Source organism: Rhodococcus sp. KRD197 (genome assembly GCF_017168235.1).
In the GTDB taxonomy this organism is placed as follows: Bacteria; Actinomycetota; Actinomycetes; order Mycobacteriales; family Mycobacteriaceae; genus Rhodococcoides.
The window spans coordinates 15,927-40,612 of sequence record NZ_JABFAO010000007.1 but is presented as its reverse complement, the minus strand read 5'-3'; the positions used below and the strand labels follow the sequence as shown (position 1 = coordinate 40,612).

27 protein-coding genes are annotated in these 24,686 nt (G+C 64.2%); 15 read left to right on the top strand and 12 right to left on the bottom strand.

The window, feature by feature from the left end:
- The 4 genes from J1M86_RS13600 to J1M86_RS13585 form a co-directional block, all read left to right on the top strand.
- Positions 1 to 599 (top strand): TniB family NTP-binding protein (locus J1M86_RS13600; RefSeq protein ID WP_206510276.1); only part of this gene is annotated, 599 nt, incomplete at its 5' end.
- Positions 596 to 1,828 carry a TniQ family protein gene (locus J1M86_RS13595; protein ID WP_206510275.1) on the top strand — a complete coding sequence of 411 codons (1,233 nt, stop codon included), beginning with the start codon at positions 596 to 598 and terminating at the stop codon, positions 1,826 to 1,828. The genes J1M86_RS13600 and J1M86_RS13595, both read left to right, overlap by 4 nt.
- Positions 1,829 to 2,033: 205 nt before the next feature.
- Positions 2,034 to 3,200, top strand: coding sequence for a site-specific integrase (locus J1M86_RS13590; RefSeq protein ID WP_241260068.1), 1,167 nt, complete (start codon positions 2,034 to 2,036; stop codon positions 3,198 to 3,200).
- Positions 3,197 to 4,327, top strand: coding sequence for a recombinase (locus J1M86_RS13585; RefSeq protein ID WP_241260067.1), 1,131 nt, complete (start codon positions 3,197 to 3,199; stop codon positions 4,325 to 4,327). The genes J1M86_RS13590 and J1M86_RS13585 overlap by 4 nt, the downstream gene beginning before the upstream one ends.
- 246 nt (positions 4,328 to 4,573) lie before the next feature.
- On the opposite strand, the gene J1M86_RS13580 is transcribed toward J1M86_RS13585, so the two are convergent.
- Both J1M86_RS13580 and J1M86_RS13575 read right to left on the bottom strand, forming a co-directional pair.
- Positions 4,574 to 4,786 carry a hypothetical protein gene (locus J1M86_RS13580; RefSeq protein WP_206510274.1) on the bottom strand — a complete coding sequence of 71 codons (213 nt, stop codon included), beginning with the start codon at positions 4,784 to 4,786 and terminating at the stop codon, positions 4,574 to 4,576.
- Positions 4,787 to 4,815: 29 nt separating this feature from the next.
- Positions 4,816 to 4,986 (bottom strand): hypothetical protein, encoded by a 171-nt coding sequence (locus tag J1M86_RS13575; RefSeq protein ID WP_232433770.1) that lies wholly within the window; start codon positions 4,984 to 4,986, stop codon positions 4,816 to 4,818.
- A gap of 556 nt (positions 4,987 to 5,542) precedes the next feature.
- Here J1M86_RS13575 and J1M86_RS13570 point away from each other — a divergent pair.
- Positions 5,543 to 6,367, top strand: coding sequence for a hypothetical protein (locus J1M86_RS13570; protein WP_206510273.1), 825 nt, complete (start codon positions 5,543 to 5,545; stop codon positions 6,365 to 6,367).
- Here the strand turns inward: J1M86_RS13570 and J1M86_RS13565 are convergent.
- From J1M86_RS13565 to J1M86_RS13540, 6 genes are all read right to left on the bottom strand, one after another.
- Positions 6,343 to 7,542 carry a diguanylate cyclase gene (locus tag J1M86_RS13565; RefSeq protein ID WP_206510272.1) on the bottom strand — a complete coding sequence of 400 codons (1,200 nt, stop codon included), beginning with the start codon at positions 7,540 to 7,542 and terminating at the stop codon, positions 6,343 to 6,345. The genes J1M86_RS13570 and J1M86_RS13565 overlap by 25 nt on opposite strands.
- A 79-nt stretch (positions 7,543 to 7,621) precedes the next feature.
- Positions 7,622 to 8,650: an Rv1355c family protein gene (locus J1M86_RS13560; protein WP_206510271.1), complete on the bottom strand. Its 1,029-nt coding sequence runs from the start codon at positions 8,648 to 8,650 to the stop codon at positions 7,622 to 7,624.
- 417 nt (positions 8,651 to 9,067) lie between these two features.
- A complete protein-coding gene (locus J1M86_RS13555) occupies positions 9,068 to 9,298 on the bottom strand; it encodes a hypothetical protein (protein WP_206510270.1) in 231 nt (76 codons plus the stop codon).
- A 51-nt stretch (positions 9,299 to 9,349) separates the two neighbouring features.
- A complete protein-coding gene (locus J1M86_RS13550; RefSeq protein ID WP_206510269.1) occupies positions 9,350 to 10,081 on the bottom strand; it encodes a hypothetical protein in 732 nt (243 codons plus the stop codon).
- A 420-nt stretch (positions 10,082 to 10,501) separates the two neighbouring features.
- Positions 10,502 to 11,311, bottom strand: a complete 810-nt coding sequence (locus J1M86_RS13545) for a GAF and ANTAR domain-containing protein (RefSeq protein ID WP_206510268.1) — start codon at positions 11,309 to 11,311, stop codon at positions 10,502 to 10,504.
- 105 nt (positions 11,312 to 11,416) lie between these two features.
- Complete coding sequence (locus tag J1M86_RS13540; RefSeq protein WP_241260066.1) at positions 11,417 to 11,722, bottom strand: hypothetical protein; 306 nt, start codon at positions 11,720 to 11,722, stop codon at positions 11,417 to 11,419.
- Positions 11,723 to 11,790: 68 nt separating this feature from the next.
- On the opposite strand from J1M86_RS13540, the gene J1M86_RS13535 reads away from it, so the two are divergent.
- From J1M86_RS13535 to J1M86_RS13525, 3 genes are all read left to right on the top strand, one after another.
- A complete protein-coding gene (locus J1M86_RS13535; RefSeq protein ID WP_206510267.1) occupies positions 11,791 to 12,249 on the top strand; it encodes a hypothetical protein in 459 nt (152 codons plus the stop codon).
- Between the two features lie 125 nt (positions 12,250 to 12,374).
- On the top strand, positions 12,375 to 12,605 hold the full coding sequence (locus J1M86_RS13530) for a heavy-metal-associated domain-containing protein (RefSeq protein WP_206510266.1): 231 nt from the start codon (positions 12,375 to 12,377) through the stop codon (positions 12,603 to 12,605).
- A gap of 34 nt (positions 12,606 to 12,639) precedes the next feature.
- On the top strand, positions 12,640 to 14,859 hold the full coding sequence (locus J1M86_RS13525; protein WP_206510265.1) for a heavy metal translocating P-type ATPase: 2,220 nt from the start codon (positions 12,640 to 12,642) through the stop codon (positions 14,857 to 14,859).
- A gap of 103 nt (positions 14,860 to 14,962) precedes the next feature.
- Here J1M86_RS13525 and J1M86_RS13520 read toward each other — a convergent pair whose 3' ends face one another.
- From J1M86_RS13520 to J1M86_RS13510, 3 genes are all read right to left on the bottom strand, one after another.
- Positions 14,963 to 15,589: a DUF305 domain-containing protein gene (locus J1M86_RS13520; protein ID WP_206510264.1), complete on the bottom strand. Its 627-nt coding sequence runs from the start codon at positions 15,587 to 15,589 to the stop codon at positions 14,963 to 14,965.
- Positions 15,590 to 15,674: 85 nt separating this feature from the next.
- Positions 15,675 to 16,091, bottom strand: coding sequence for a hypothetical protein (locus J1M86_RS13515; RefSeq protein WP_206510263.1), 417 nt, complete (start codon positions 16,089 to 16,091; stop codon positions 15,675 to 15,677).
- An 87-nt stretch (positions 16,092 to 16,178) separates the two neighbouring features.
- A complete protein-coding gene (locus J1M86_RS13510; protein ID WP_206510262.1) occupies positions 16,179 to 16,547 on the bottom strand; it encodes a metalloregulator ArsR/SmtB family transcription factor in 369 nt (122 codons plus the stop codon).
- 91 nt (positions 16,548 to 16,638) lie between these two features.
- Between J1M86_RS13510 and J1M86_RS13505 the strand changes: the two genes are divergently transcribed.
- From J1M86_RS13505 to J1M86_RS13480, 6 genes are all read left to right on the top strand, one after another.
- On the top strand, positions 16,639 to 18,645 hold the full coding sequence (locus J1M86_RS13505; protein WP_206510261.1) for a heavy metal translocating P-type ATPase: 2,007 nt from the start codon (positions 16,639 to 16,641) through the stop codon (positions 18,643 to 18,645).
- Between the two features lie 251 nt (positions 18,646 to 18,896).
- The gene (locus J1M86_RS13500) at positions 18,897 to 19,169 is read left to right on the top strand and encodes a hypothetical protein (RefSeq protein ID WP_206510260.1); all 273 of its coding nucleotides are present in this window, start codon (positions 18,897 to 18,899) and stop codon (positions 19,167 to 19,169) included.
- Between the two features lie 64 nt (positions 19,170 to 19,233).
- Positions 19,234 to 20,139 carry a TniB family NTP-binding protein gene (locus tag J1M86_RS13495; protein ID WP_128646200.1) on the top strand — a complete coding sequence of 302 codons (906 nt, stop codon included), beginning with the start codon at positions 19,234 to 19,236 and terminating at the stop codon, positions 20,137 to 20,139.
- The gene (locus J1M86_RS13490) at positions 20,136 to 21,374 is read left to right on the top strand and encodes a TniQ family protein (protein WP_241260065.1); all 1,239 of its coding nucleotides are present in this window, start codon (positions 20,136 to 20,138) and stop codon (positions 21,372 to 21,374) included. The genes J1M86_RS13495 and J1M86_RS13490 overlap by 4 nt, the downstream gene beginning before the upstream one ends.
- A 189-nt stretch (positions 21,375 to 21,563) precedes the next feature.
- A complete protein-coding gene (locus J1M86_RS13485; RefSeq protein WP_307786631.1) occupies positions 21,564 to 22,385 on the top strand; it encodes a hypothetical protein in 822 nt (273 codons plus the stop codon).
- Between the two features lie 243 nt (positions 22,386 to 22,628).
- Positions 22,629 to 23,033, top strand: coding sequence for a hypothetical protein (locus J1M86_RS13480; protein WP_206490018.1), 405 nt, complete (start codon positions 22,629 to 22,631; stop codon positions 23,031 to 23,033).
- A 203-nt stretch (positions 23,034 to 23,236) separates the two neighbouring features.
- Here the strand turns inward: J1M86_RS13480 and J1M86_RS13475 are convergent, their stop codons facing one another.
- Complete coding sequence (locus tag J1M86_RS13475; protein WP_080733148.1) at positions 23,237 to 23,695, bottom strand: class I SAM-dependent methyltransferase; 459 nt, start codon at positions 23,693 to 23,695, stop codon at positions 23,237 to 23,239.
- Positions 23,696 to 24,109: 414 nt separating this feature from the next.
- On the opposite strand from J1M86_RS13475, the gene J1M86_RS13470 reads away from it, so the two are divergent.
- Positions 24,110 to 24,686 (top strand): MBL fold metallo-hydrolase (locus J1M86_RS13470; RefSeq protein ID WP_206510259.1); only part of this gene is annotated, 577 nt, incomplete at its 3' end.

The following is a 24,686-nucleotide window of genomic DNA, read 5'->3' as shown; positions in this document are numbered from 1 at the left end:
CCCCGGACCCGTCACCCGGCCGGTTCTACCTCGCACTGCTCACAGCGTTGGGAACACCGACCAGGCCCCGCAATCGGGTCCACGAACTCGAACAGCAAGCATTGATGCTGCTCCGCGCCACCGGCGTGAAGATGTTGATCATCGACGAGCTCCACAATGTTCTCGCCGGCCGCGACAACGTCCGCCGCGAATTCTTGAACGTGCTGCGATTCCTGGGCAACGAACTACGCATTCCTCTTGTCGCTGTCGGAACCCGCGACGCCTACCTCGCCATCCGGACCGATCCCCAGCTGGAGAACCGATTCCACCCCATGACTTTGCCGGTCTGTACCAACACTGCCGACACCAGATCACTGCTGGCCAGCTTCACCACGAGCTTCCCCCTCCGTAAACCCTCGCACTTGACATCACCGGAGATGACCGACTACCTCCTCACTCGCTCCGAGGGCACCATCGGTGAACTGACAACGCTGCTCACTGCCGCAGCAGTGACCGCCGTCGACAGCGGAGAGGAAGCGATCACCTCATCGGTGCTCACGCGCACTCTGTACCTCGGTCCCACCGAGCGGCGCCGCCAGTTCGAGCGCCACCTCGCGTGAACGCGCGGCTCGCGGCGATGCCCGATGATGCGTACGTTCGCCCGTGGCCGCTGCATCCGCAGCCACTGCCAGGTGAGGCCCTCTCGTCCTGGGTGGCCCGGATATGCGAGCTGTATCCGCACATCAAGCCTTCTGACCTGCTTGCAGACCTCGATATCGATTGTGCTGTCGAGGATCTCGACCGCTACACACCGGAGCCGATACTTATCGAGCTGGCCGGTCGCGGCGCAGTCCCGGTAGAGAGGGTGCGGATGATGACGTTGGCGGGGTGGACACCGTGGTTGCTCGACAGCACCGACCCCGCCGACTGCGACTTCGACACCTACGTCCACCAGTTCTCGGTCCTGCTACCGGCCGACCTCGCGAGGGAGGATCGACGACGCCGCACACCCACGAGCGAGGCATGGTTGCCGTGGGCGAGCACTCCGCGCAGTCGGGCATGCCCGGCATGTCTCGACAGCCTCGAATCCACTGCCGACATCACGGTGACTCTGCTGCATCAATATCCGGTGCTGAGCAGCTGTCTCGACCACCGTTGTCGACTCGAACCCTGCTCTGCTTTCCCTGGTCATGCAATCTTCTGGGATCAGGTCCGGTTCGGTTCGGACGAACGGGTCTCGCCCGTTCCGGTTCCCTCAGCGGTCACGGACCTCGATCGGCGCAGCACCGAGGCTCTGACGACGGGATGGGTGGAACTCGGCCCAGGCCGGGTACATGCCGCAGTCTGGTTCCGACTGCTGCGCACCGTCGTCGACGAAGTGTCCTCACCACTGGTTCGCACCGGACGGTGGGCGACGAGACTCGTTGCGATCTGGAAGGCCGCCGGTCGTTCCCGCCCGCTCCGGACCGCGTGGGTTCCGTTCGAGGACCTGCACTGGGACGAGCAGGCGACAGTCCTCGAGGCCGCAGCGATCGGCATTGCGATGGTCGAGAGCGGTGAGATCGACGCCGGCGGTGCGCACGCATCTCTGCTGAGCCCACGACCGTATGAGCTGGTCGATCCCGGGACAGCTCCGACGCGCTCGTCTTATCCCGCACCCGAGCGCGATTTATGGGCTGACGCGCACGCTGCGGCCGAGGCCGCCATCGCGGCAGCGCGCGTCGATCCCGCATCCGCCAGTTCGTTGTACAACTTCCTGCGCTGGGGGTGCCGCACCGCAGCGGAGCTGGATGAGACGGTGCAACTGTTCCTCGACCACGGGATCCCGCTGCACCATCCGCCGACATAGCTATCGCCCGATGGAGCGGGGTCGTCCGCGACGCACACGCGGTGACAGCCGAGACACCCGTTTTCGCGGCAGGGTCATAGTCACCAACGTTATCTGTGCGGTGACCGACGAGAATTTTCCTTCCCGCACCATCATCGCTGAAACGCCTGTTCAGCGTGTTTTGGACTCGAAAAAGCTGTCGGGGGTGCTCGCTACAGTCCCTGTCATGGCAGAACGGCAGCTCGATGAGGTCCTGGACACGTATTCGGTCGTTTCAGTGAGTGGTGCGGCGGTGTTTCCGGACCTGCCGGTCGAGATCGCGGCTCGGATAGAACGGTCGATGGCGTCGGCACGGTCTCCTGCTACCCGCCGCGCCTACGATTCGGCGTGGCGACGATTCGAGACCTGGTGCACCGCCGCCGGACACATTACGTTGCCGGTGCACCCCGCGACCGTGGCCGCCTACCTCGTTGCCGCGGCCGACACGCTCACCGTAGAGGGGACGCGGGCGTATGCGCCGTCGACGTTGAGTAAATGGGTCGCCGCGATCACCGACCGCCACCGCGCTACCGGCCACGACAACCCGTGCAGCCACGAGATCGTGCGCGCCACCCTCGCAGGCATTCGCCGGGATTACGCGGCAGCGGGGGAGCGGCCCCGCAACCGGCGTGCCCCGCTGCTGACCTCCGACATCACCACGATCGTCGACTACGCACGTCGCAGTGCTGTCGGGTGGGCATCGGAGGTACTCGAACGTCGCGACACCGCGCTGCTGCTGATGGGCTATACCGGCGCGTTTCGGCGCAGCGAACTCGTCGCCCTCGAATGCCGCGATGTCCGCCGCGACCGCCTCGACGGCGCACACGTACGGATCCGGAAGTCGAAGACCGACCAAGACGGCACCGGAACCGTCAAAGCCCTACCGTTCACCGACCGCCACGAATCATGCCCTGTCTGTGCGTGGATCCGTTGGCTGCAGATCGTCACCGCGTTCGACACCGGCGGTAGAGTCGCCGTCATTCGGTTACTTTCCCGCGCAGCAGAATTCGATTCTCACGTCTGTCGCGGCATCCTGCCCACTGCCGAGAAGCGATCGCCGCTCTTCCGATCCATCCGCAAGAACGGCAACCTCTCCGACACGCCACTGTCCGGGGCTGCGGTACATGCGGCGATCCGCCGCCGCGCCGCCGGTGCCGGATACGACCCCGACGTTGTCGCCCAGCTCGGCGGGCATTCCCTGCGGGCAGGATTCGTCACCCAAGCCTTCCGCAACGGCGCGGACGCGCATGCGATCATGCGGCAAACCGGGCACGCCACACCCGGCATGGTCGAAATCTACGCCCGAGAGAACGCGCCGCTGGTCGGCAACGCCGTCACTGACCTCGGATTGTGAGCACACGCGAAGATCGGGGGTCACGTGCGCCGGCGAGCCGACCGGAGTCGGGGGCGACATCTGCAGCCGTCGTCGCCAATCCTGATTCGGTGCATGCGGCAAGTAGCGTGAAAGCGTCTGTGGCGGAGCGGGATCGGCACACCTGGTCAATTTTCGAGGACTGGTGCGCCGCTCTCGACCAGCCGGTTTTGCCGACTTCGCCGGAATCGCTTGCTTGGTTCCTACGAGCGCATCCTGCAGCGCCAGGGACGCAACGCCGCCGGATCGCGGTCATCGACGCTGCCCACTACCGCCACGACCTACCCCCACCGGGACGCGCAGAGACCGTCCGGGCTGCCCTCGACGTGGCCCGCGCAGAACGACTGCACGATCTCACTACCCTCATCGGCGGCATCATCGGGCGTCTCCCGGAATCAGGTTGGCCGACAGCGTTGTTCGCGCGACGAGACGCCCTGATGCTTGTGTTGGCTTCGACGGGTCTGCCGTATACGCAGATCGCGGCGTTGCGGGTGTGCGATGTCACTGTAGATCTGCAGGCAGATGCTCTACACGTTGAGGCGGCCAACGGCGCCTACGCCGTCACCTCGCCCAGATTGGTGAGATCGGGTGTATCCCCGGAGAGTGTGTATCGACGTTGGTGCGAGGTACTCGGGCACTACGAGCGGTACCCGAGCAACGGCATGCTCGCTGATGCCATCGAGGAGGTAGGCGTTACCGAACTCACCGGATGCGACCGGCATTTCAATCCGGCCGGCGAACAGCTACTGCTCACTCCGATCGACCGGTGGGGCCACACCCCGCTGATTGCAGCCCCGCTCACCTCGCGTGCGGTGGCCGACATCGTGCGTATGCACCTGAACGGGCGAGCGCCTACCCACCCACGCCGTCGAGTTCGGGCTGAGTGCCCCGAACCGGGTCTAGCACGGGAACCCGCATCGACGACGACCTCGTTCGACTCTGGCTACTACGAACGCGGAACACTCGCACGCAGACAAGCCCACGACTTGCTCTGCGACATCGAGTCCGTCCTCGCCGACGTCGAAAGCCGCGCTGAGAAAATGCTGAACGATCTTCTCGAGTTCCTCGACCCGGACGCGGCGGGAGAGTTGACCGATGTCGTCGAGTAGCGAACAACTCTCTGCTGGAACCCAGCTGAGTGAGAGGGTAGAGGCACGCTGGTCGGTCGTTGCACAAGATCCCGCACAGCCTCGTGCGATTGCTGTCGGGGTTGTGGTGTGTCGGTTCCGTCGTACCGCCGCGACGACGGAACCGACACGCCGCATACTGAACCTACCGGGAGCGCACAGACCTCTCGTCGTCCGTATCCGCCACCCATCGGTACCGAAACAGTGGTGACGCTTGCTTTTTCTTCACTATTCGCCGACGCGGCGCGCGCTCATCCCGGCGTCGCGAATACTCGACCAACCGATCCCGTAACGCCGGGTCGAGGCAATCTCGATCATGTGCGTCCAGTCAGTTCCCTCAACCGGGCAGCGATACTCACCCACCCCGAGTCCGAACTCGACGAATACATCCGATGCCGACGCTCCCCCGAACGGCTCCCACAACACGGCAAACGCAACCAACGATCACATTGCTGCTCGGACGCCACCGCTCACCGTTTCTTTCCGTCGATCTCGGTCAGCAAATCACCGTCGTCGACGAAGGCGAGTTCTCCCGAGTTCAACGCGACAGCCCATCGATGCGGGTGCGCCCAGTCGCGACCCAACGCGGGACCGGAGACAAGTTGATCGGAGTAGTCCTCGACGACGATCCCCGACACCACTTCCCCGCCCCTCCGGAGCTGGACCTCATCACCAATAGCGGGTCCAGAATTTGTGTTACTTCCTGCAGCAACCATGGATGAATTCAAACAGAGTTCGTCACGTATCGGGCACGCACAGAACCAGACGCACCCGCTGGATGGCGAGAGCGAGAGCAGCGCAAGAACTCGACAACGATCGTGTTCCCGATGGGTGCGGATTAGCCCGCAGCCCTTCGTGTGCGGCGAAGAAACCGTAGTCTCGCTCCGCCGTAGGACGACCTGTGCCTGAGCGACATCCGGAGCGAACCGAAGTCGTTGACCGACAAATCCTCGCTGAAAACCGGCTCCACACAACCAGGTGATGTGATGAATAATGAACTGTGCGACTTCCACGCGCTCAATTCAGTGACATAACACATTTGAGCCGCCGTTAACAGACTGAAAGTATGTTTTGAAGCATTCCTCCGGTCCGTAGGCTTGTTTGTTGCACAATGGCTGTGTTAGCTGTTCCACACCGACTACTCGCTCGACATGCCCCAGAAGGGTTATCGGGCACCACCCCCTCAGGAGCTCATCGATGACGATTCCCATACTTTCGAGCTCGCACTCGGCCGATGCCATCGAGTCCGCAGCCGATCGGCACGCTACGCGCAACTCGTCGGCCAGCCGACAGAGCACACAGACAGACAGGCTCGTCCGTCCCGTCGGTCAAGGGCTCGACGTCGGTTCCCGGTCGACGCGCTGCGCCGGTGGAACCATGACATTGACGGCCGCGACACCATCGGGATCCCCGGAACTGTGGTCCCGCTATGTCGAAGGAGCGTGGGAATCGTACTCACGCCATGGTGTCACCGCTGCGCTCGATCTGGACGAAGTCGCCTCCGGCGCAACGACAACCCTGTTCTACGTGGTGCTCGACAGGGCAGGACAGATGCTTGGCGGAGTCAGGGCACAAGGCCCCTACACGATGATCGAGCAGTCCCACGTGTTGACCGAATGGCAGGACTCGCCTGGACTGCCTCTGGTCACCGAACTGTTGCACGCCCGGATCCCCCACGGGATCGTGGAAATGAAAAGCGCGTGGGTCGATGCGGGTGCCGCAGGGCGGACGGTGTCGAATGTGCTGGCTCGGACAGCATTGCCGACGCTCGAACTGACCGGCAGCCGGTACCTGTTCGCCAGCGCGGCCGATCACGTCCTGCGCCTGTGGGAAAGCTCCGGCGGGCGGATCGACCATGCCATTCCGGCCGCGGCGTACCCGAGCGAGCAATACCGGACCGTCATGATGTGGTGGGACATGCACACACTGGCCCTCAGTGCGAGACCCGAGGTGTGGCAGTCGATGGTCCGCGAGGCCCACTCATTGCGTGGAGACGGTCAGCGCGTCCCGTCGGCGGCGTGACGGCTGGTCGGGAGTTTGGGGCGGTTCGTCCTCATCTGGCCGGACCTGGGGCTGCCCGACCATGTGATCGTGAGTGTGCCGGCGTGGAACGCGCGATCTCTCCCGTCGGCTTTGGCGCGATAGAGCGCGGCGTCAGCGGCGCGGATCACGGCGTCGAGCACGTGATCGAGACCTCCCGATTCGCGGGAGGAAACGTTTGCGGTGGGCAACGCCGGTTCGCCGGGCGCAGTGGGCCGGACGTCGAGCGTCACCGTTCCGATGCTCACAGTCACCGTGCAGTCGGACCGGACTCGATCGAGTATCCGTTCGGTGAGTTCGTGGCCGTCTCGGTGCGGGGCGAGAATCAGGAATTCTTCGCCACCGGTTCGAGCGACGACCGCGTTTTTGCCGACCGCTGCGTGCACAGCGCAAGCCAGGGTGTCTGCGACTGCTGCAAGCGTTCGATCCCCGGCCGTATGACCGGCGGTGTCGTTGACGGTCTTGAAGTAGTCGACATCGATGACGAGAGCAGACAGCGGTTCCCTCCGCTCGCACGCCTCCTGGACGAGAACCTGGGCATTCGAAAGCAATCCACGGCGGTTGACCAGACCGGTCAACGGGTCCGTGTCGGCCAGCCGCTGCAGTTTCTCGTTGACCGAGGACAGGGTTCGGCGTAGGCCGCCGATGAGCGCGACCGGCACCAGCACCGTGGTCGCGGCGGCACCGATCGCGACGGCGGTCACCGCCCACCCGGAGGATCCCACACTGACCACCGTGAGCGCCGTGACCATGACGACCGAGGCCGCAGACAGGCGGGCGGTCACGCGTGGCGGTGAGCTGGATGCGGCGATGGCCGGAACGATCGCGAGCATCGAGGTGACCGCGCGCGTCCCGGACGAATCCGCGATCAGGTAGGCACTGATCGCGACACCGATCATGCCCCCGAGACCCAGGACCGCGAATTGGCGTTCACTCAACCGCCCCACTTTGGCAGCGAAAAGCACGGTGACTGCGGTGAACGTGAGCACCACGATGAGAATCGGAAGCGCGTTCGGGCGTAGGAACGTCGGAGACACCAGGGCAATGGCCAACAGCGGCACAGCGCCGGTGGCGCTGACAATGACCGCGGTAGTACGGGTATCGAGTCGTGATCGCCAAGGGTTCGCGCGCCGACGAGACTTGTCGATTACGTTCATCGGGTGATTCCTCGAATCAGAGTTGGGCGCGATCCCGGCACGGAATGTCTGGCTGCCCTTGTTGTCTTGGCGCGCTCGTTCATCCCCCTGCGTATCCGGCCGTCGGATCGACTCCGGTACGCACCAACGAATCCAGGTCGATTCGCCGCCGACCGGACGAGAGCGGTTCACCGCGGCCGAACGCCCTCACAGCGGCGGTCACCGCGGCACCGCCGAGCGCGACGTCGCCGCCGAGCTGCGGCCATGTCGAGAGCGTGCGCCCGATTTCCGGCACCGACGCGATCATTCTCGGGGTCAGTTTTGTCGGCTCGAGCAACGTCGCTGCAATTGTGCTCTTCTGCTCGACGGTCAAGTCGGCCACATCCGCGGTCGTCATCTCGCCGAGCAGTCCGTGGAACACCGGTCGGTCGGGTTCGAGATCGAAGCGTTCGACATCGAGTACGCCTCCATCGCTGGTCTCCATCACCACAGGAATTCCTCGGGCGCGGGCGTGATGGCGGACCAACAGTTTGGTGTCGATCGAGTCGCATTCCTCCACAACGAGATCGAGCCCGTCCAGAAAGTTATCGAGCGTCTCGGCCGTCACACCGTCCGCGAAAACCCGCACATTCAGGTAGGGGTCGAGTTCGGCGATCCGCCGGGCCGCGACGACCGCCTTGTTCAGGCCCAAGTCGAAGACCGAGGACGGCACACGGTTGAGATTGGAGAGATCGAGCTCGTCGAAGTCCGCCAGACGCAACTCCCCGCACAGTCCTTCCATCGCGAGGGTATGAGCGACGGCATGGCCGACGCTCAACCCGACAACTCCCACTCGCAGGCCTCTGAACCGAGCTTGCTCTGCGGAAGTAATCTTGTTTCTGTTGCGATCCAGTCGTAGCCGATCGAAGCTGCGTGGACCGAGGACCCGCACCAGGGTGCGCCGCCACGGGTAATGCACCCACCGCGGCAATTCCTCGGTCTTGCCGGTCATCGCGGGAAGTAACCGGCGAAGCGAGGCCAGCTGTTCGAGTGTCGTGTCGACGACACCGACGGTGGGATCATCGAGCAGTGCACGGACAACCGAGTCCTGTTCACGCTCGGATGGGTCGAACACGCTGTGCTCTGACATTGCTGATGCTCCACATCTTTCGGATGACTGTCGACGACACACAACGCCGATCGTGTCCGACGGCCTGGAGGGACATCAGACTGCTTCACGTTACTTAAGTACTTCCCGGCGGTGCGGACACCACGTCGACGTTGATACTGGCTATCCAGGCGACCGAATCTACTGCCTATGGGAATACATCGCCAGGGACTGCCCCGGCTTTGGTTAGCATCTGATCTGTGAGGATCGCCTCGGACTGGGGGAGCAGTGCACGCCGCAAGGACTGCAAACAACTTCGAACAGCCCGTTCGCGGCAGATCGATTCGCGGTCATCACACTTTTGATCCGCCAGCGCACACACCGAACCGGCTGGAACAAGCGCGGACGGTTCCTGCCCGCCGTCCACAGCCAGTCGGGAACAACGCTGTCGCTGAATCATCACTGTGGCAGAGGACGTATCCAGGCAACTCCCTCGCGTGCCTCGGAGTGGGGACGACAGACGCTCGCGAACGACCAGCCAGAGGCGGAGATGTCGAGCAGGCCTGCTGCGGCAAGCGCGACGGTCGTGAACGCTGTTGCTCCGTACGGATGATCGGACCAGTATTTGCGGCGGCCGAGCGAGGCGATCACCACTCCGTACGGGAAGGCGTACGACGCGCGTAATGGCATGCACCTCGGTGCGTGGATATCTACCCACGCACCGAGATGCATGCCAGTTGATCAGTAGCGGTGTTGTGCTTCGTTCTTGGCGTGCTGGGCCTGCTGCTTCACAGAGGGCGCGTTGGCGGCCTGTTCCTTGATGCGGGGCATTTCGTCCTCGGCTTTGGTCAGGTAGCCCTCCCAGCGCTTGGCCATCGGCTGGACGAGTCCGCCGCCCACACCGACGACGAGAATGCCGCCGAGGGTGGCCAGGACTGCGATCAGGATCGGCGTGGTGACCGTGGTGGCGACACCGATCTGGTTGAGAGCTGCGATGACGCCGAATCCGAGGATGAACACCGATGCGATGGTGGCGAGGGTCTTGCCGTAGGACAGTCCGCCGAGGGAGTTCGAGATCAGCTCACGTACTGCGGCTGCGATGGCCGAGGCGACCACGATGATGATGATGGCCACGATCAGGCGCGGAAGGAAAGCGATGATCTGGCTCAGGAGCACGCTGATCGGGTTGGCGGGGAACACCCCGAATGCCAACTGCAACACGAATAGCACCAAGGCGTAGTAGATGATCTTCGAGACGACGTCACTGGCATCGTATTTGCTGTTCTCGAGTGCCTTCTTCACTCCGCCGCGTTCGACTGCACGGTCGAATCCGACGCGTTCGAGGATAGCCGAGAGAGCTTTTCCGATGGCCTTGGCGAGGACGATTCCGATCACCAGGATCACCAGGAACAGCAGCAGTTTGGGCACGAACTCTGCGATGGTCGACAGAGCGTTGTTGAGTGCTTCGGACATAGGTTTCAGTACTTTCTGATCGTGTGAACGGTGACGAACCGTAGGGGATCACGCGTCGAGCCTGCGTAACCGCAGAATCGAGGATGAACGCGGACGCGGCACGTGCAGGCGAAGACTTTGTGACTTGTCACCGAAGGGCGGTGTGCGCGGCGCGGTCGGTGCGCCGCACACAGGCGAAGCGGCTCCTCTCCAACGGGGAACGTGCTTCACGGTCGACCCCGGGCACCCCCGAATCTGGAGGTGCGCGACGCCATCGCGTTCGAAGCCGACCTAGTGTGTGACGTCGAGAGCGGACCCACACCGCACGCAACAGTGATGCAGATCACATGATTGGTCGCTTGCTGGGTGTCGAGCGTCGGCTGTAGCCCGACGGGGCGAGAGCATTGCAGGGTCGGGCGTGGGGGCTCGGTTGCGGGGCAACTATCCCGGTGTAGTGGTGGTCAGTGTGTCGATGATGTCGTGGGCGATGTCGCGGAGTTTGCGGTGCGAAGTCTGCGACTGGGTACGCATGAGCGCGAACGCGGCGTCGGCATCGATGCGGTGCAGTGCCATGAGCATTCCTTTGGCCTGTTCGATGGGCGCGCGATGTTCGATTGCCTCGCGCAGAGCGATCGATACTTCGGAGGCGGACTTGAAGCGTGCGTAGTCACCGATCGCGCGTGCGGTGGCGGTGGTGAGCACATCGAGGACGTCGGCGTCGAGTCGGTCGAATGCTGCGGGCGCGCGGCCATAGAGGTTGAGCGCACCGAGAGCGATGTCCGCGGTACGCAGCGGCGCTGCGAGAAACGAGTGGATACCTTCGCGCGCGGCGTCGGCGGCGAACCTCGGCCAGCGCTGATCGCAGTGATCGACATCGACCAAAACGATCTCGCCGCTGCGGGCAGCATGCAGGCAGGGACCGTCACCTGCGGCATATTGACGAGCATCGACCTCGAGGGTGCGATCGTCGGTGTGGACCGCAGTGTAAATACTGCCGCCGAGTTCGATGGTGACTCCGGCACTGTCTGCGCCGCCGATGGCGTCGGCAGCGACTTCGACGATGCGCTGCAGGAGCACGACCAGATCGTCTTCGTCGGATATCGATCCACCGAGCGCGATGAGCATGCCCCCGAGCTGCGCCGGGTCCAGGCCGTGCCTGGCGGCGGCTGTGGCGATGTCGGAGGCGTCGTCGGTGGCACCGATCGGTGTGGCGGCCAGGATGGAAGCGCTGGTGGCATCGGTGTTGTCCATGGCCCCTGATGAAAGCACACGCGGGGACGTCGAGCCACACAAGGCGGCAAGGTGAGCCGGTCGGCAAAACATGCGCATGGCAGATCTACCGGCAGTTGTTCGCGCTCACGACGTCAGCGGATTGCCGTCCACGATGTCTGTGACCGCGACGTCGACCGCCGGACCGCCGCGGGTAGAGCTACTGCCGTCTCCGGAGCCGACCGGACCGGTACCGACGATGTCGTCGACGACATCGAGTACGGTGCGGCGGATTCGGTCGGCGAGGATGTCGAGTTCGCTGCCGTACCGGGCGGTGAGTTCGACCCTGATCGTGCGCAGGTGAGCGTTGTCGGTGAGCACCTCTATGACACGCGGGACGCAGATCTCGTCGAGACGCACTGCACGTCGAAACAGTCGACGGGACCTGGGCATCGACACCGACAGCCCTGATCGATGCAGGCGTATCCCCGACGATGGTGTATCGGCGGTGGATCGAAGTCTTGGGCTTCTCCGACCGGTATCTCAACACCCGCATACTCGCCGAGCTGATGACCCGCGGCGACGGCACCGAACTCGCCGGCTACGACACTCACATCAGCCCGGCCGAGAGGCGACCTTTGCTGACCCCGATCGACCGATGGGGACATACGCCGCTGACCGCGACAGCACTGTCCGCGCGCGCGATCGCGGACATCGCCGCAGTGCACCTGCACGGCGGCGCGTCGGTACACCGACTCCCGGACAAGCAGGTCCGGTCCGCGGCGGCGGAACATTCAGATGAGGCAACGATTGGGGAGCCGCTCGGTTCGGCCTATCACCAACGAGGGATCGACGCCCGCAAAAATGCTCATACCACCCTGACCGAGGCCCTCTCGATCCTCGATGACGTCGAGGATCGGGCCGACCGGCTCGTGGCCGATCTCCTCAGGCTCGTAGAGACCGCACCGACCGTCGATTGAACCGAACATCGACTTCCGAGGAACTCATTGGATCGCACCCTTTCCAGATATACGGGGCGGGGGTATGGTCCAACAGGACCACTGGATACCCCCTAGGGGTATGCTGAACACGACGAAGGAGCTACATGATCATCACGAACTACCGTGTCACCGGCATGACCTGCGGGCACTGCGAAGCATCGGTCCGCGAGGAAGTCGGCGCCGTGGCCGGAGTGGATGCCGTCGAGGTATCGGCGGCGACGGGAACGCTGGCAGTGACAGCGGGGGTCGTACTCGACCATGCTCAGGTCATCGCCGCAGTCCGCGACGCTGGATACACAGCCGAACCACAACCTGCAGAATCACGCACGGCGTAGCCACCGAACTCGGTGGATGGAAGGACCTCTCGCGATGAAAAACCCCATACCTCAGGGCGTCGACCCGACACACACGGACCACGAGAATCCGGTACAACACAGCAGCGGTGATGCCGCTGATCAGAGGCACACCGCAGCAGCCGCAGGTGAGCCTCACGGCCCGTCCGCTCACAGCTCGGCGCATGACGAGCACGGCGACCATGCTGGGCACAGTGGTCACACCGGAGGACACAGGGACCACGTCGGCATGTTCCGGCGCCTTTTCTGGATCATGGTTGTTCTGGCCGTCCCGGTCATCGTCGCCTCACACATGTTTTCCATGCTCGTCGGATACTCGCTACCCGACGCGTCCTGGATCGCATGGATCTCCCCGGTGGTGGGCACCGTGATGTTTGCCTGGGGCGGGTCCCCGTTCCTCACCGGTGCAGTGAGCGAAATACGCTCGCGCGCACCGGGAATGATGCTGCTCATCGCACTGGCAATTACCGTCGCATTCGTATCCTCGATGGGAGCGAGTCTCGGCATCCTCGATGATCAACTCGACTTCTGGTGGGAACTGGCCCTGCTGATCGTGATCATGTTGCTCGGGCACTGGATCGAAATGCGCTCACTCGCGCAGACCACCTCCGCCCTGGACTCGCTTGCAGCGTTGCTCCCCGACACCGCCGAACGCGTCGACGGCGACGACGTGGTGCCGGTATCGCCGGACCAGCTCGAGCTCGGCGACGTCGTCGTCGTCCGTCCCGGCGGACGGGTGCCCGTCGACGGCACCATCGTCTCCGGATCGGCGAGCATGGACGAATCGATGATCACCGGAGAATCACGGACCGTCCGGCGCAACGACGGCGACAAGGTCGTCGCCGGGACAGTGGCCACCGACTCCGGTATCCGGGTCCAGGTCACCGCGGTAGGGGACGACACCGCCCTCGCCGGAATAGGCCGCCTCGTCGCCGACGCCCAGAACTCGACATCGAAGGCCCAACGCATCGCCGACACCGCAGCAGGATGGTTGTTCTGGTTCGCTCTCGGATCCGCGATCATCACCGCCGCCGCGTGGACACTGTTGGGGATCCCCGACGACGCCGTCATCCGGACGATCACCGTGTTGGTCATCGCGTGCCCGCACGCACTCGGCCTGGCGATCCCGCTGGTGGTCTCCATCGCCACCGAACGAGCCGCCCGCGGAGGGGTCCTGGTCAAAGACCGCCTCGCACTCGAAACCATGCGGACCGTGGACACCGTGTTGTTCGACAAGACCGGCACCCTCACCAAAGGCGAACCCACCGTCACCTCGATCGAGGTGACAGACGTGCGCACCGCCGACGACGTCCTTGCGCTGGCCGCGGCGGCCGAAGCCGATTCCGAGCACCCGCTGGCCCACGCCATCGTCGACGCTGCACGAACGCGGAACCTGACCGTCCCATCGGCCACCGACTTCCAGTCGTCCCCCGCGATCGGGGTCTCCGCGGACGTCGACGGCACCACAATCCAGGTCGGAGGACCAGCACTGCTCGACCAGGAACACGCGACCGAACTTGCTGTCGCCGACCAATGGCGCAGTGACGGGGCGATCATCCTGCACGTCCTCGCCGGCGGCACCGTCATCGGTGCACTGGCCCTCGCCGACGAGATCCGGCCGGAATCACGTGTCGCAATCGACGACCTTCACGCCCGCGGTGTCACGGTGGTCATGATCACCGGAGACGCCGACGCCGTCGCGAAATCCGTGGCCACCGAACTCGGAGTGGACCGCTACTTCGCCGGGGTGAAACCAGAAGACAAGTCCCGCAACGTCGCTTCACTGCAACAGGAAGGGCGCACCGTGGCGATGGTCGGCGACGGAGTCAACGACGCACCGGCTTTGGCGCAAGCCGATGTCGGCATCGCGATCGGCGCGGGCACCGACGTGGCGATCGCCTCGGCCGGGGTGATCCTGGCCAGCGACGACCCACGGTCGGTGCTGTCGGTGATCGAACTCTCCCGCGCCTCCTACCGAAAGATGAAGCAGAACCTGTGGTGGGCAGCGGGATACAACCTGATTTCCGTTCCACTCGCGGCAGGGGTGTTGGCGCCGGTCGGGTTCGTGCTCCCTATGTCGATCGGCGCGATCCTGATGTCGCTGTCGACGATCATCGTCGCCGCCAACGCGCAATTGCTGCGTCGACTCGATCTCACGCCCGACGCCATTACCGGCACTCCGAGCGAGGGAAGCCGGGACTCCGAGGCGCAGTCCAGGCAGATCTCACAGAGCTGAGAACTCGGGATCTTCACACTGCTCGAATAACCAGCCACAGTCAAAACAAGGCCGCACCCCTCCTCTGGAGAGGGGTGCGGCCTTGTCTTGGTAAAAAACCATGTCAGCCGAGCAGGCCCTGCATGGTCTCGATCTCCTGCTGCTGAGAGGTGACGATCGTGCGGGCCATTTCCTGCGCGTCAGGGTTGGAACCGCCGGAGATTTCGGTGTTCGCCATCTCGATCGCACCTGTGTGATGGGCGATCATCATCGTCAGCCACTGGCGATCGAATTCAGGTCCTGACGACGCCATCAGTGCGCCCATGTCCTGTTGGGTCATCATGCCGCTGCCGGAGCTGTGGTTCATTCCGCTCATCGCACCCATGTCGGCCGTGGGTGCGGGCTGACCCCATTCGGCGAGCCATGCCGTCATCTGATTCATCTCCGGCTGCTGAGCGGCGTCGATTTCCGCAGCCAAGGCCAGTACGTTGGGGTTGTCGGTGCGGCCCTGTGCCATCTCAGCCATCTGGACTGCTTGGGCGTGGTGTGGGTACATCATCTGCGCGAACATCACGTCGGCATCGTTGAACTGCGCCGAGGCCGTCGCCCGGGTCGACGACATCGGCGCCGATGAGGACGAGCTCATCGACTGCCCGTCCATCGGGGAATCGGCCGAGTCGTTGCTACAGCCGGCGACGATCAATACGCTCGCGGCGGCAGCGGCGAGGGAGACCAAAACTTTGGTACGCATGAACAAACTCCTTGCAAGGGTGGTCAATACAGGAAACCGAATGTGTATCGATCCGCCGATAGACGTGCGCCTACCGGGCTCCCTGTCACACTCGCAAGGTCACCGATCTATCCAACTCCCACAGCGTCCACGGCGGCGCGCGCTCCAGGGTGGAGTCGACTTTCCCACCGATCCAATCCGCGGAGATCGGTGTCAATTCGATCTCGCCGCTCATCGCAGGGGCCGTCGACGCAGGCCACGACACCGTCGTGCCTACACAGGGGTGCATCATCTGATGCGCGGATGGGCAGTGGTGTTCCCCGAACGCCACCGGGGCCGAACTCCCGTCAGCGGCCGTCGACGTCATCGCGGCGGTGTGACCATCGCTCATCGAGGTCGATATGGACATCGAGGCAGTCGGTGTCACCGAATGCATCAGCAGCACCCCGAATGCCGTCAACGCGATCAGCACCCCGGTCGCCGAGGCTGAGCCCCATCGACCGCGCCGGGGTGCTGAGTGCATGACGTCGACGATAGCAAGACATACCCCCTAGGGGTAGTACCGTGGGGGTTGGGAGGCTCGTAACAGCGCCCGCGGGAAGCGATCTGGCTACGCCGGATCGGCGGTAGCGGGCAGGTCCGGTGAGGACATTCCGAGGTGTTCGATGTGATAGACCGCCTCGTCGAGAAGCATCGCCACGTGGTTGTCGTAAAGGCGGTAGATGATGCTGCGGCCGGAGCGTGCCCCGGTGACCAGGCCCAATGCGCGAAGCAAGCGGAGTTGATGGGAGACGGCGGACTGTTCCATCTCCACGGCGTCGGCGAGGTCGTTCACCCCACTGGGGCCCTGGCGGAGTTGTGTGAGAATCCGCAGCCGGCTCGGTGTCGCCAACGCCTGCAGTGTCGCGGCAACCGTCGCGGCGGATTCGGCGTCGAGTTGAGCCGGAGGCCGCGCTCGCCCGTCGACTTCGTGTCCCATGGGGCAACTGTAGTTGATGTAGATATGTAAAGATCTTCATATATTCCTGTACAGTCGCTCCCGCACCCACATCCGTTGGCAGAAGGCAGTCATGGCATCGATCGACACCACCACCGCTCCGGCCGCGCCCACAGCGCGTGGTAACTCCGGCTACGCGCGGACGCGTCTGCTCGACGTCGGCGAGGTGAGGTGGGCGCTGGCAGCGACCGCGCTGTTCCTGCTCGGACTGACTGCGCAGCTCGTCGCTGCGCCGGTCTGGTCGTTCTGGGCGCTCTACCTGGCCTGCTACATCACGGGCGGCTGGGAACCTGCACTCGAGGGCCTGCGCGCGCTACGAGAGAAGACCCTCGACGTCGACCTGCTGATGATCGTCGCCGCGCTCGGCGCGGCCGCGATCGGGCAGATCTTCGACGGCGCACTGCTCATCGTCATCTTCGCGACCTCCGGCGCACTCGAAGCAGTACTGACTCGCCGCACCGCCGACTCGATTCGCAGTCTCCTCGATCTCGCACCCGAGACCGCAGTCATCCTCGACACCGCAGGTGTCGAGAAACGAGTCGACGCCGCTGATCTCCGACGCGGCGACATCGTCATCGTCCGACCGGGAGAGCGCATCTCCGGCGAGGGCACCGTCGTCGACGGCAGCTCCGACGTCGATCAGTCCTCGATCACCGGTGAGGCAATCCCGGTGTTCAAACAGGTCGGAGGCGACGTCTTCGCCGGCACCATCAACGGCACCGGCGCACTGCGGATCCGCATTGACGTCGACCCCTCGGAGACCGTCATCGCCCGCATCGTGGCCATGGTCGAACACGCCTCGGCCACGAAAGCGAAGAAGCAGCTCTTCATCGAGAAAGTCGAGCAGTACTACTCGAAGACCGTCGTCGTCTCCACCGCTGCGATCTTCGCGATCCCGATGCTGCTCGGAAGCGAACTCCAACCGGCTTTGCTGCGGGCGATGACGTTCATGATCGTCGCGTCCCCCTGCGCGGTAGTCCTGGCGACGATGCCACCGCTCCTCGCGGCTATGGCCACTGCCGGACGCAACGGTGTTCTCGTCAAATCTGCTGTCGTCATGGAACAACTCCGCACCATCGAGGTGGTGGCCTTCGACAAGACCGGCACACTCACCGAAGGAACACCGCAGGTCGAGCGCATCGATGCATTCGTGGGCTCCAGCAAAAGTGACGTGCTCACCCTTGCTGCCGCCGCCGAGATGGGCAGCGAACACCCGATCGGCACAGCCATCGTCGACTACGCCCGCCGCCGAGACCTGTCGATCCCCGAAGCGATCGCATTCGAGTCGACCCCGGGTGTGGGAGTCAGCGCGAGCGTCGATGGCGAGGTCGTGACGGTCAGCAAACCCGACGTCGCACCGAAAACTGATCGCTCCGACAACCTTTCGGAATCCGAAGGCGAGACGTCGGCCGCGCGCACTGCTGCCGCACGCGAATTCGGTGGGATGACCGCCGTGATAATCCGTACCGGAGGAAGGCCGATCGGAGTGATCGCCCTCGCGGACACTGTTCGCTCGAACCTTGCCGCGACCGTCGACGACCTAGAACGCGTGACCGGTAGTCCCTCAGTGCTACTCACCGGCGACAACTCCGACGCAGCGAACGCGGTGGCCGAACGTATCGGGATTGCCGACGTTCGGGCAGGGCTGCTTCCCGAGGACAAAGCCGCGGCCGTGACGGAACTGCAACGCAGCGGACTCTCGGACGGCGGCACGCGCGAGCGCCGCGTTCTCCTGGTCGGAGACGGCGTCAACGACGCTCCCGCTCTCGCCGCGGCGGACATCGGTGTCGCGATGGGACGCAAGGGTTCCGACCTCGCACTCGACACGGCCGATGCGGTCCTGGTACGGGATGACCTCACAACCTTGTCTTCGGTGATCGAGCTGTCGCGGCGTGCGCATAGGATCGTAGTCGCGAACCTCGCGATAGCGGCGACGTTCATCGTGGTGCTCGTTGCGTGGGACCTGTTCTGGACCCTTCCGCTGCCGATCGGAGTAGCAGGGCACGAAAGCTCCACCGTCCTCGTTGCTCTCAACGGTATGCGCCTGCTGTCCTCACGCAGTTGGCAGCGCAGGACGTAGGAAGACGACACCGGCGTCGAGCGCGGCCCGCATGTTGTAGGGGGATCGCCGGGGACGGTTCTGTGTCGTACCCGAAGAGGGTTGGCGCGTCAGTGTCGCGGTGCGGGCAGCGGATCGAGCGAACTCGTTTGTCGAACATGGGTGAGTTCGTTGGGGCCATCGCTTCGAAACGTGTTCGCCACCAGATTCGTTCAATGCGGAAAGGAGAAACTCGTGTCGGGGTCGGGGTCCGGACGATGTCACATCCGGCGGTGACATCGTGGGAACACCGGGCAGCGGTGGTGCGTCTTCGAGAGCACGGCCGAGCAACTATCGACGAACACGCTCTGTTCGCGATGATCGAGAAGATGCGTCAGATAGCCACCTCTGCACAGAGGGACACCAAGCGAGCCCGCCGTAATCGCACTCGCCGTGCTCATCTGAGCAGCGTCACCACACCACCGGCCGCGCAGAGCCCGCCCGAGCCCTGCCAAGGCACCGACGACGTGTCGGTTCCACTATTCGACGACATCGAAGAGTGGTGAAACGGTGAACAACGACCCCCGAAGCGCTCCCGCAGGCCACGGCACCGACCGTATCGGCAAAGACATCGACCCCGGTAGTGCAGACCTCACCCACCTGCGAAGTTCGGTCAGATCGATCGCGGTTCTGCCTGCAGCGCAACGCATCAGGCACATTCGCACCGAGAGGTGGATCGGGTATCCGCGTGCACGGTCGGTGATCGAGCACCTCGAGACGCTGCTGGGGTGGCCGGATCGACAACGCATGCCGAACCTGCTTCTGATCGGACCGACGAACAACGGCAAGTCGATGATCGTTGAGAAGTTCCGCCGTGCACACCCCACTGTCAGCTTGCCCGATCGCGAACAGATACCGGTGTTGTGTATGCAGATGCCTCCGGACTCAGCACCCGCACGGTTCTACCTGGCGATGCTCGCCGCACTCGGAACGCCGATCCGCCCACGGAACCGAGTCCACGAACTCGAACAGCAAGCGATCACGCTGCTGCGAGCGACAGGAGTTCGGATGCTGATCATCGACGAGCTCCACAACGTCCTCGCCGGCCGCGACAACGTACGCCGAGAATTCCTGAACCTGTTGCGGTTTCTGGGCAACGAACTGCGGATCCCTCTCGTCGGAGTCGGCACCCGAGAGGCGTACCTCGCGATCCGCAGCGATGCACAGCTGGAGAACCGTTTTCACCCCATGACGCTGCCGATCTGGACCAACGACACCGACACCCGCTCCCTGCTGGCGAGCTTCACCGCCAGCTTCCCGTTGCGTGCGCCCTCGCACCTGACATCGGCGGAGATGACCGACTACCTCCTCACCCGGTGTGAGGGCACCATCGGCGAACTGGCCACGCTGTTGACCGCGGCCGCAGTGACCGCAATAGAAGCCGGGAAGGAATCGATCACCTCACAGGTGTTGACCCAAACCGCCTACTCCGGGCCCACCGAACGCCGCCGCCACTTCGAACGGCACCTGGCATGACACCAGCCGATGCCCCCGCAGCACGCACAGCGCTCGACCACAGTGCGCATCCGCCGTGGCCGCTGCACCCGCAACCACTACCTGGCGAGACTCTGATGTCGTGGCTGGCCCGGACCACCGCACTGTATTCGTTGATCAATACAGCGGACCTTCTCGACGGGCTCGGTGTCGACACCTCGGGCGTGGACCTGGACCGCTACACACGCGAGCCGGTGTTGACCGCACTTGCCCAGAGAGGCGGCAGTACCGCGGAACGGCTGCGGGAGATGACGTTGGCGGGCTATACGCCCTGGCTGCTCGACAGCACCGACCCCAGTGAATGCGACTTCGACACCTACGTCCATCAGTTCTCTGTCCTACTGCCACCGGGTCTGGCAATGGCAGATCGGCGTCGACGCACACCGGCAGCCGGCACATGGCTTCCCTGGGTGAGCAAGCTCGATACGCGGGCATGCCCCTTGTGCATCGACGCCCTCGACACCGACGCCGATATCGCGGTCATGATGGCTCATCAGTACCCGATGCTGACCAGCTGCACCAAGCATCTCTGCCGGCTCGAATTCTGCGCTGTGATACCCGGGAGACTGGTGTTCTGGGACAGAACACCAGCAGGCTCGGACGAACACGCACCACCGATACCGGTACCAGCAGTCGTCGCAGAAATCGACCGGCGCACAGCCGCCGCCATGACGAGCGGGTCGGTCGAGCTCGTCGCGGGCCGTGTTCAGGCAGCAGTGTGGTTCAGGCTGCTGCGCACCGTCGTCGATGAGGTATCGACACCGCTGGTTCGCACCGGATGGTGGGCGAAGCCACTGAGCGCGATCTGGAAGTCCACCGGTTGTTCCCGCCCGCTGCGGACATCGTGGGTTCCGTTCGAGCAACTGCCGTGGGACGAGCAAGCGAACGTTTTGTTTGCTGCCGCGACCGCGATCATCGCGGTGGAGAACGATGAGATAACCGCGAGCGGAGCTGACGCCTGCCTGCTGCGCCCGCGACGGTACGAGCCGGTCGATCCGGGGACCCCTCCGACGGGGTCTCGCAGTCCGGTACCCACCCGCAGCGCTTGGGACGGTGTGATTGCGGCGATCGATGCCGCTGTCGCCGCCGCCCGCGTCGACAGCGACGCCGCCCGATCTCTGTTCGGATTCGCTCGAACGGGGTGCCGCACCGAAGAAGACGTCGACGAGCTGGCCTATGCCTTCGTCGAGCTCGGCATTCGATTGGACTGGGACTGAAGCGCGCTAGATCACCACACGTTTCTCTACGCCGACTTACGCGGAAATCAATCGCCTCCTGTAGTCACCCACGGTTTGTGTGCGGTGACCGACGAGAATTTTCCTTCCCGCACCGTCCTTGAGGAAACGCCAGGTGAGCGTAGTTTCTGTTCGATAAATGTGTAGGAGGTGCCCGCTACAGTCCTGCCCATGACCGAACGCCAGCTCGCAGACGACTCGAACATTGTTCCGGCTGTCTTGCCGGGCGGTACCGCAGCGGTGTTTCCGGATCTCCCACCCGACGTCGCCGCTCGGATCGAGCAGTCGATGGCGTCATCGCGCTCGACCGGCACCCGCCGCGCCTACGCCTCGGCGTGGAGACGCTTCGAAACCTGGTGCGCCGCCACCGGGTATATCTCGTTACCGGCGCATCCCGCGACGGTGGCCGCCTATCTCGTGGCCGCGGCGGACACACTCACCGTCGACGGGACTCGGGCGTACGCGGCCGCGACGTTCGGCAAATGGGTCGCAGCGATCGCCGACCGCCACCGCGCTACCAGACACGACAACCCGGGCGGGCACGAGATGGTCCGCGCCACCCTCGCCAGTATTCGGCGGGATTACGCGTCGGCGGGCGAGCGGCCACGCAATCCACGCGCACCGCTGCTGACCTCCGACATCACCACCATCGTCGATCATGCACGTCTCAGTGTGACCGGGTGGGCGTCGGAGGTCCTCAAACGGCGCGACACCGCGCTGCTTCTGATGGGCTATACCGGCGCATTTCGTCGTAGCGAACTCGTGGCGCTCGAATGCGGCGGTGTCCGCCGCGACCGCCTCGACGGTGCGCACGTACGGATTCGGGCGTCGAAGACCGATCAGGACGGCGTCGGGGCCTTCAAAGCCCTACCGTTCACCGGCCGTCACGAATCCTGCCCGGTCTGCGCGTGGGTACGTTGGCTGCAGGTCGTCGCGGCGTCCTCCACGTGCACCTCGCTACGTCGACGACCCAACGCCGCCGGATCGCGGTGATCGACGGCACCCATTCCCGGCAGCTGTTACCCCCTCCGGGGCGCGCGGAGATCGTTCGGGCTGCGCTGGACGTGGCGCGTACGGCGCGCCTGCACGAGCTGGCAGCCGTGATCGGCGGCATCATCGCCCGCCTCCCCGAATCCGGTTGGCCGTCAGAACTGTTCGCGCGGCGAGACGCCCGCGTCCTGATCTTCGCCTCGACCGGTCTGCCGTACACCCAGATCGCGGCCCTGCGGCACTGCAATGTCACCGCCGATCCAAGGATCGACGCCCTTCGTATCGACACAGGCCGCGGCGTCCACACTGTCACTTCCCCCGGCACTGACGGGGGCGGGGTATCTCGCCGCGGATGGTGTATCAGCGCTTGTTGGAGGTGCTGGGCCATCGCACGCGGTATCCGAGTACCCGAATGCTCTCGATGCCGTGGGCGGTACCGGACTCGGCGGATTCGACCGGTACGTCGATCCGGCCGATCGGCAGCCGCTGTCGACTGCGATCGACCGGTTGGGCCACACCCCGTTGATTGCGACCCCACTCACGTCCCGTGCGGTCGCCGACATCGTTCGAGCCCACCTGGACGGGCGAGTACCTGTGCACCGACTCCACTCGGTGCAGGCACGGCAACCGAGCGCACAGCTCGTCCCGTAGCCCGCCTCGGCTTCGGTACTCGACCCCGGATACTACGAATACGGGACCCAGGCACGCCGGGACGCGCACGAGCTACTCGGTGGCGTCGATTCAACGCTCGACGACCGTGCGGATGCACTGCTGAAGCGGCTTCTCGCGTTCGTCGAGGCAGAAGTACCGGAATATGGTCGGCCGCGCGTGCCGCGCCCATCGTACCTGCCCGTTCAGGACACCTTTCGGGCGTGAAGACGCTCGACGAGACCGAGAGTGAACCGGTCGATGTCCTCGATGGAGAAGCTCTCGTCACCGGTGATCGCGAGCGAGGACCGTCGCAGAAAGTGCACGCCACCGATCGGGATGCTCACCAGTTTCAGGGCGCGTTGGATCCATCGAACCGGCCGGATCGACGAGGCGACGTGATCGGCGGGGAGCATTGTTCCACCTGGACGCAGCACTCGCGACATTTCCGAGAGCGCGATGTCCGGGGCTGGGATGGCGCAGAGCGAGAACGTGCACACCATGGTGTCGAAGGATGTATCGGGGAAGTCCAGAGCGTGAGCGTCCCCGAGCGGCGGGTGCGCATCCGGTCTGACGTCGGTGTGGGCGCGAGCCGTGTGGTCACGACATTGGTGGTCATTGAGGCCAGGTGCACTGCATCGACAGCAGTCGTGTTGGAAGGTCATTCCGGCGTTCGAGCAGGTGGTGCAAGGACACGTGCCGAGGTATACGCCACCCTCTCCTTGATTGATCGTACGGATGTACGTACATTATGGATGAGGCTAGTCGCCAATTCTGACAAACGTCACACTCGGGAGGAATGAAATTCCCTCGTCCGCCCCGAGTCGGCGAGTGCCGGACGGCTGAGGAGGACGTGATGGTCGGCAACCGCTGCGGTGGCGCTGTGAGTCGTTGCGCCTCGCTGGATCAGTCGGTTGCGATGCCCCTGGTCGCCCAGTGGAATGCCGCCCACTTCACCTCCACCCCGCAGGAATCGGAACCGTGCGCCTCGACGCACAGAACCTGCAAAAATACCCCACGGGGTACCGTGGATTCTTGACACCCATACGAACGCCGCCACGATCGACAAGGAGATTTCGATGCTTCTCGAACGCATCTACGACGAAGACCTCGCCCAAGCCGGATACTTCATCGGCTGCCAGGCCAAAGGAGAGGCAGTGGTGGTCGACGCCCGCCGCGACATCGGTGTGTATCTGGATCTGGCCGATCGGCATGGCATGACCATCACCGCCGTGACCGAGACCCATATCCATGCCGACTACCTGTCCGGCACTCGCGAGCTGGCCAAGGCCACCGGGGCGGTCACCTACGTCTCAGGAGAGGGCGGCGACGATTGGCAGTACGGCTTCGAGGCCGAACGCCTCCACGATGGCGACACGCTGGCTCTGGGCAACATCACCGTGCAAGCCGTTCACACGCCCGGTCATACCCCGGAGCACCTCTCGTTCCTGGTGACCGACGGTGCCTTCGCCGATGCTCCGGGATACATGTTGACGGGCGACTTCGTCTTTGCCGGTGATCTCGGCCGCCCGGACCTACTCGACGAAGCTGCCGACGGTGTCGACACCCGTTTCGAGGGTGCCAAACAGATCTTCCGCAGTCTGAAGCGGTCGTTCGTCACGCAGCCAGATCATATCCAGGTCTTTCCGGGTCACG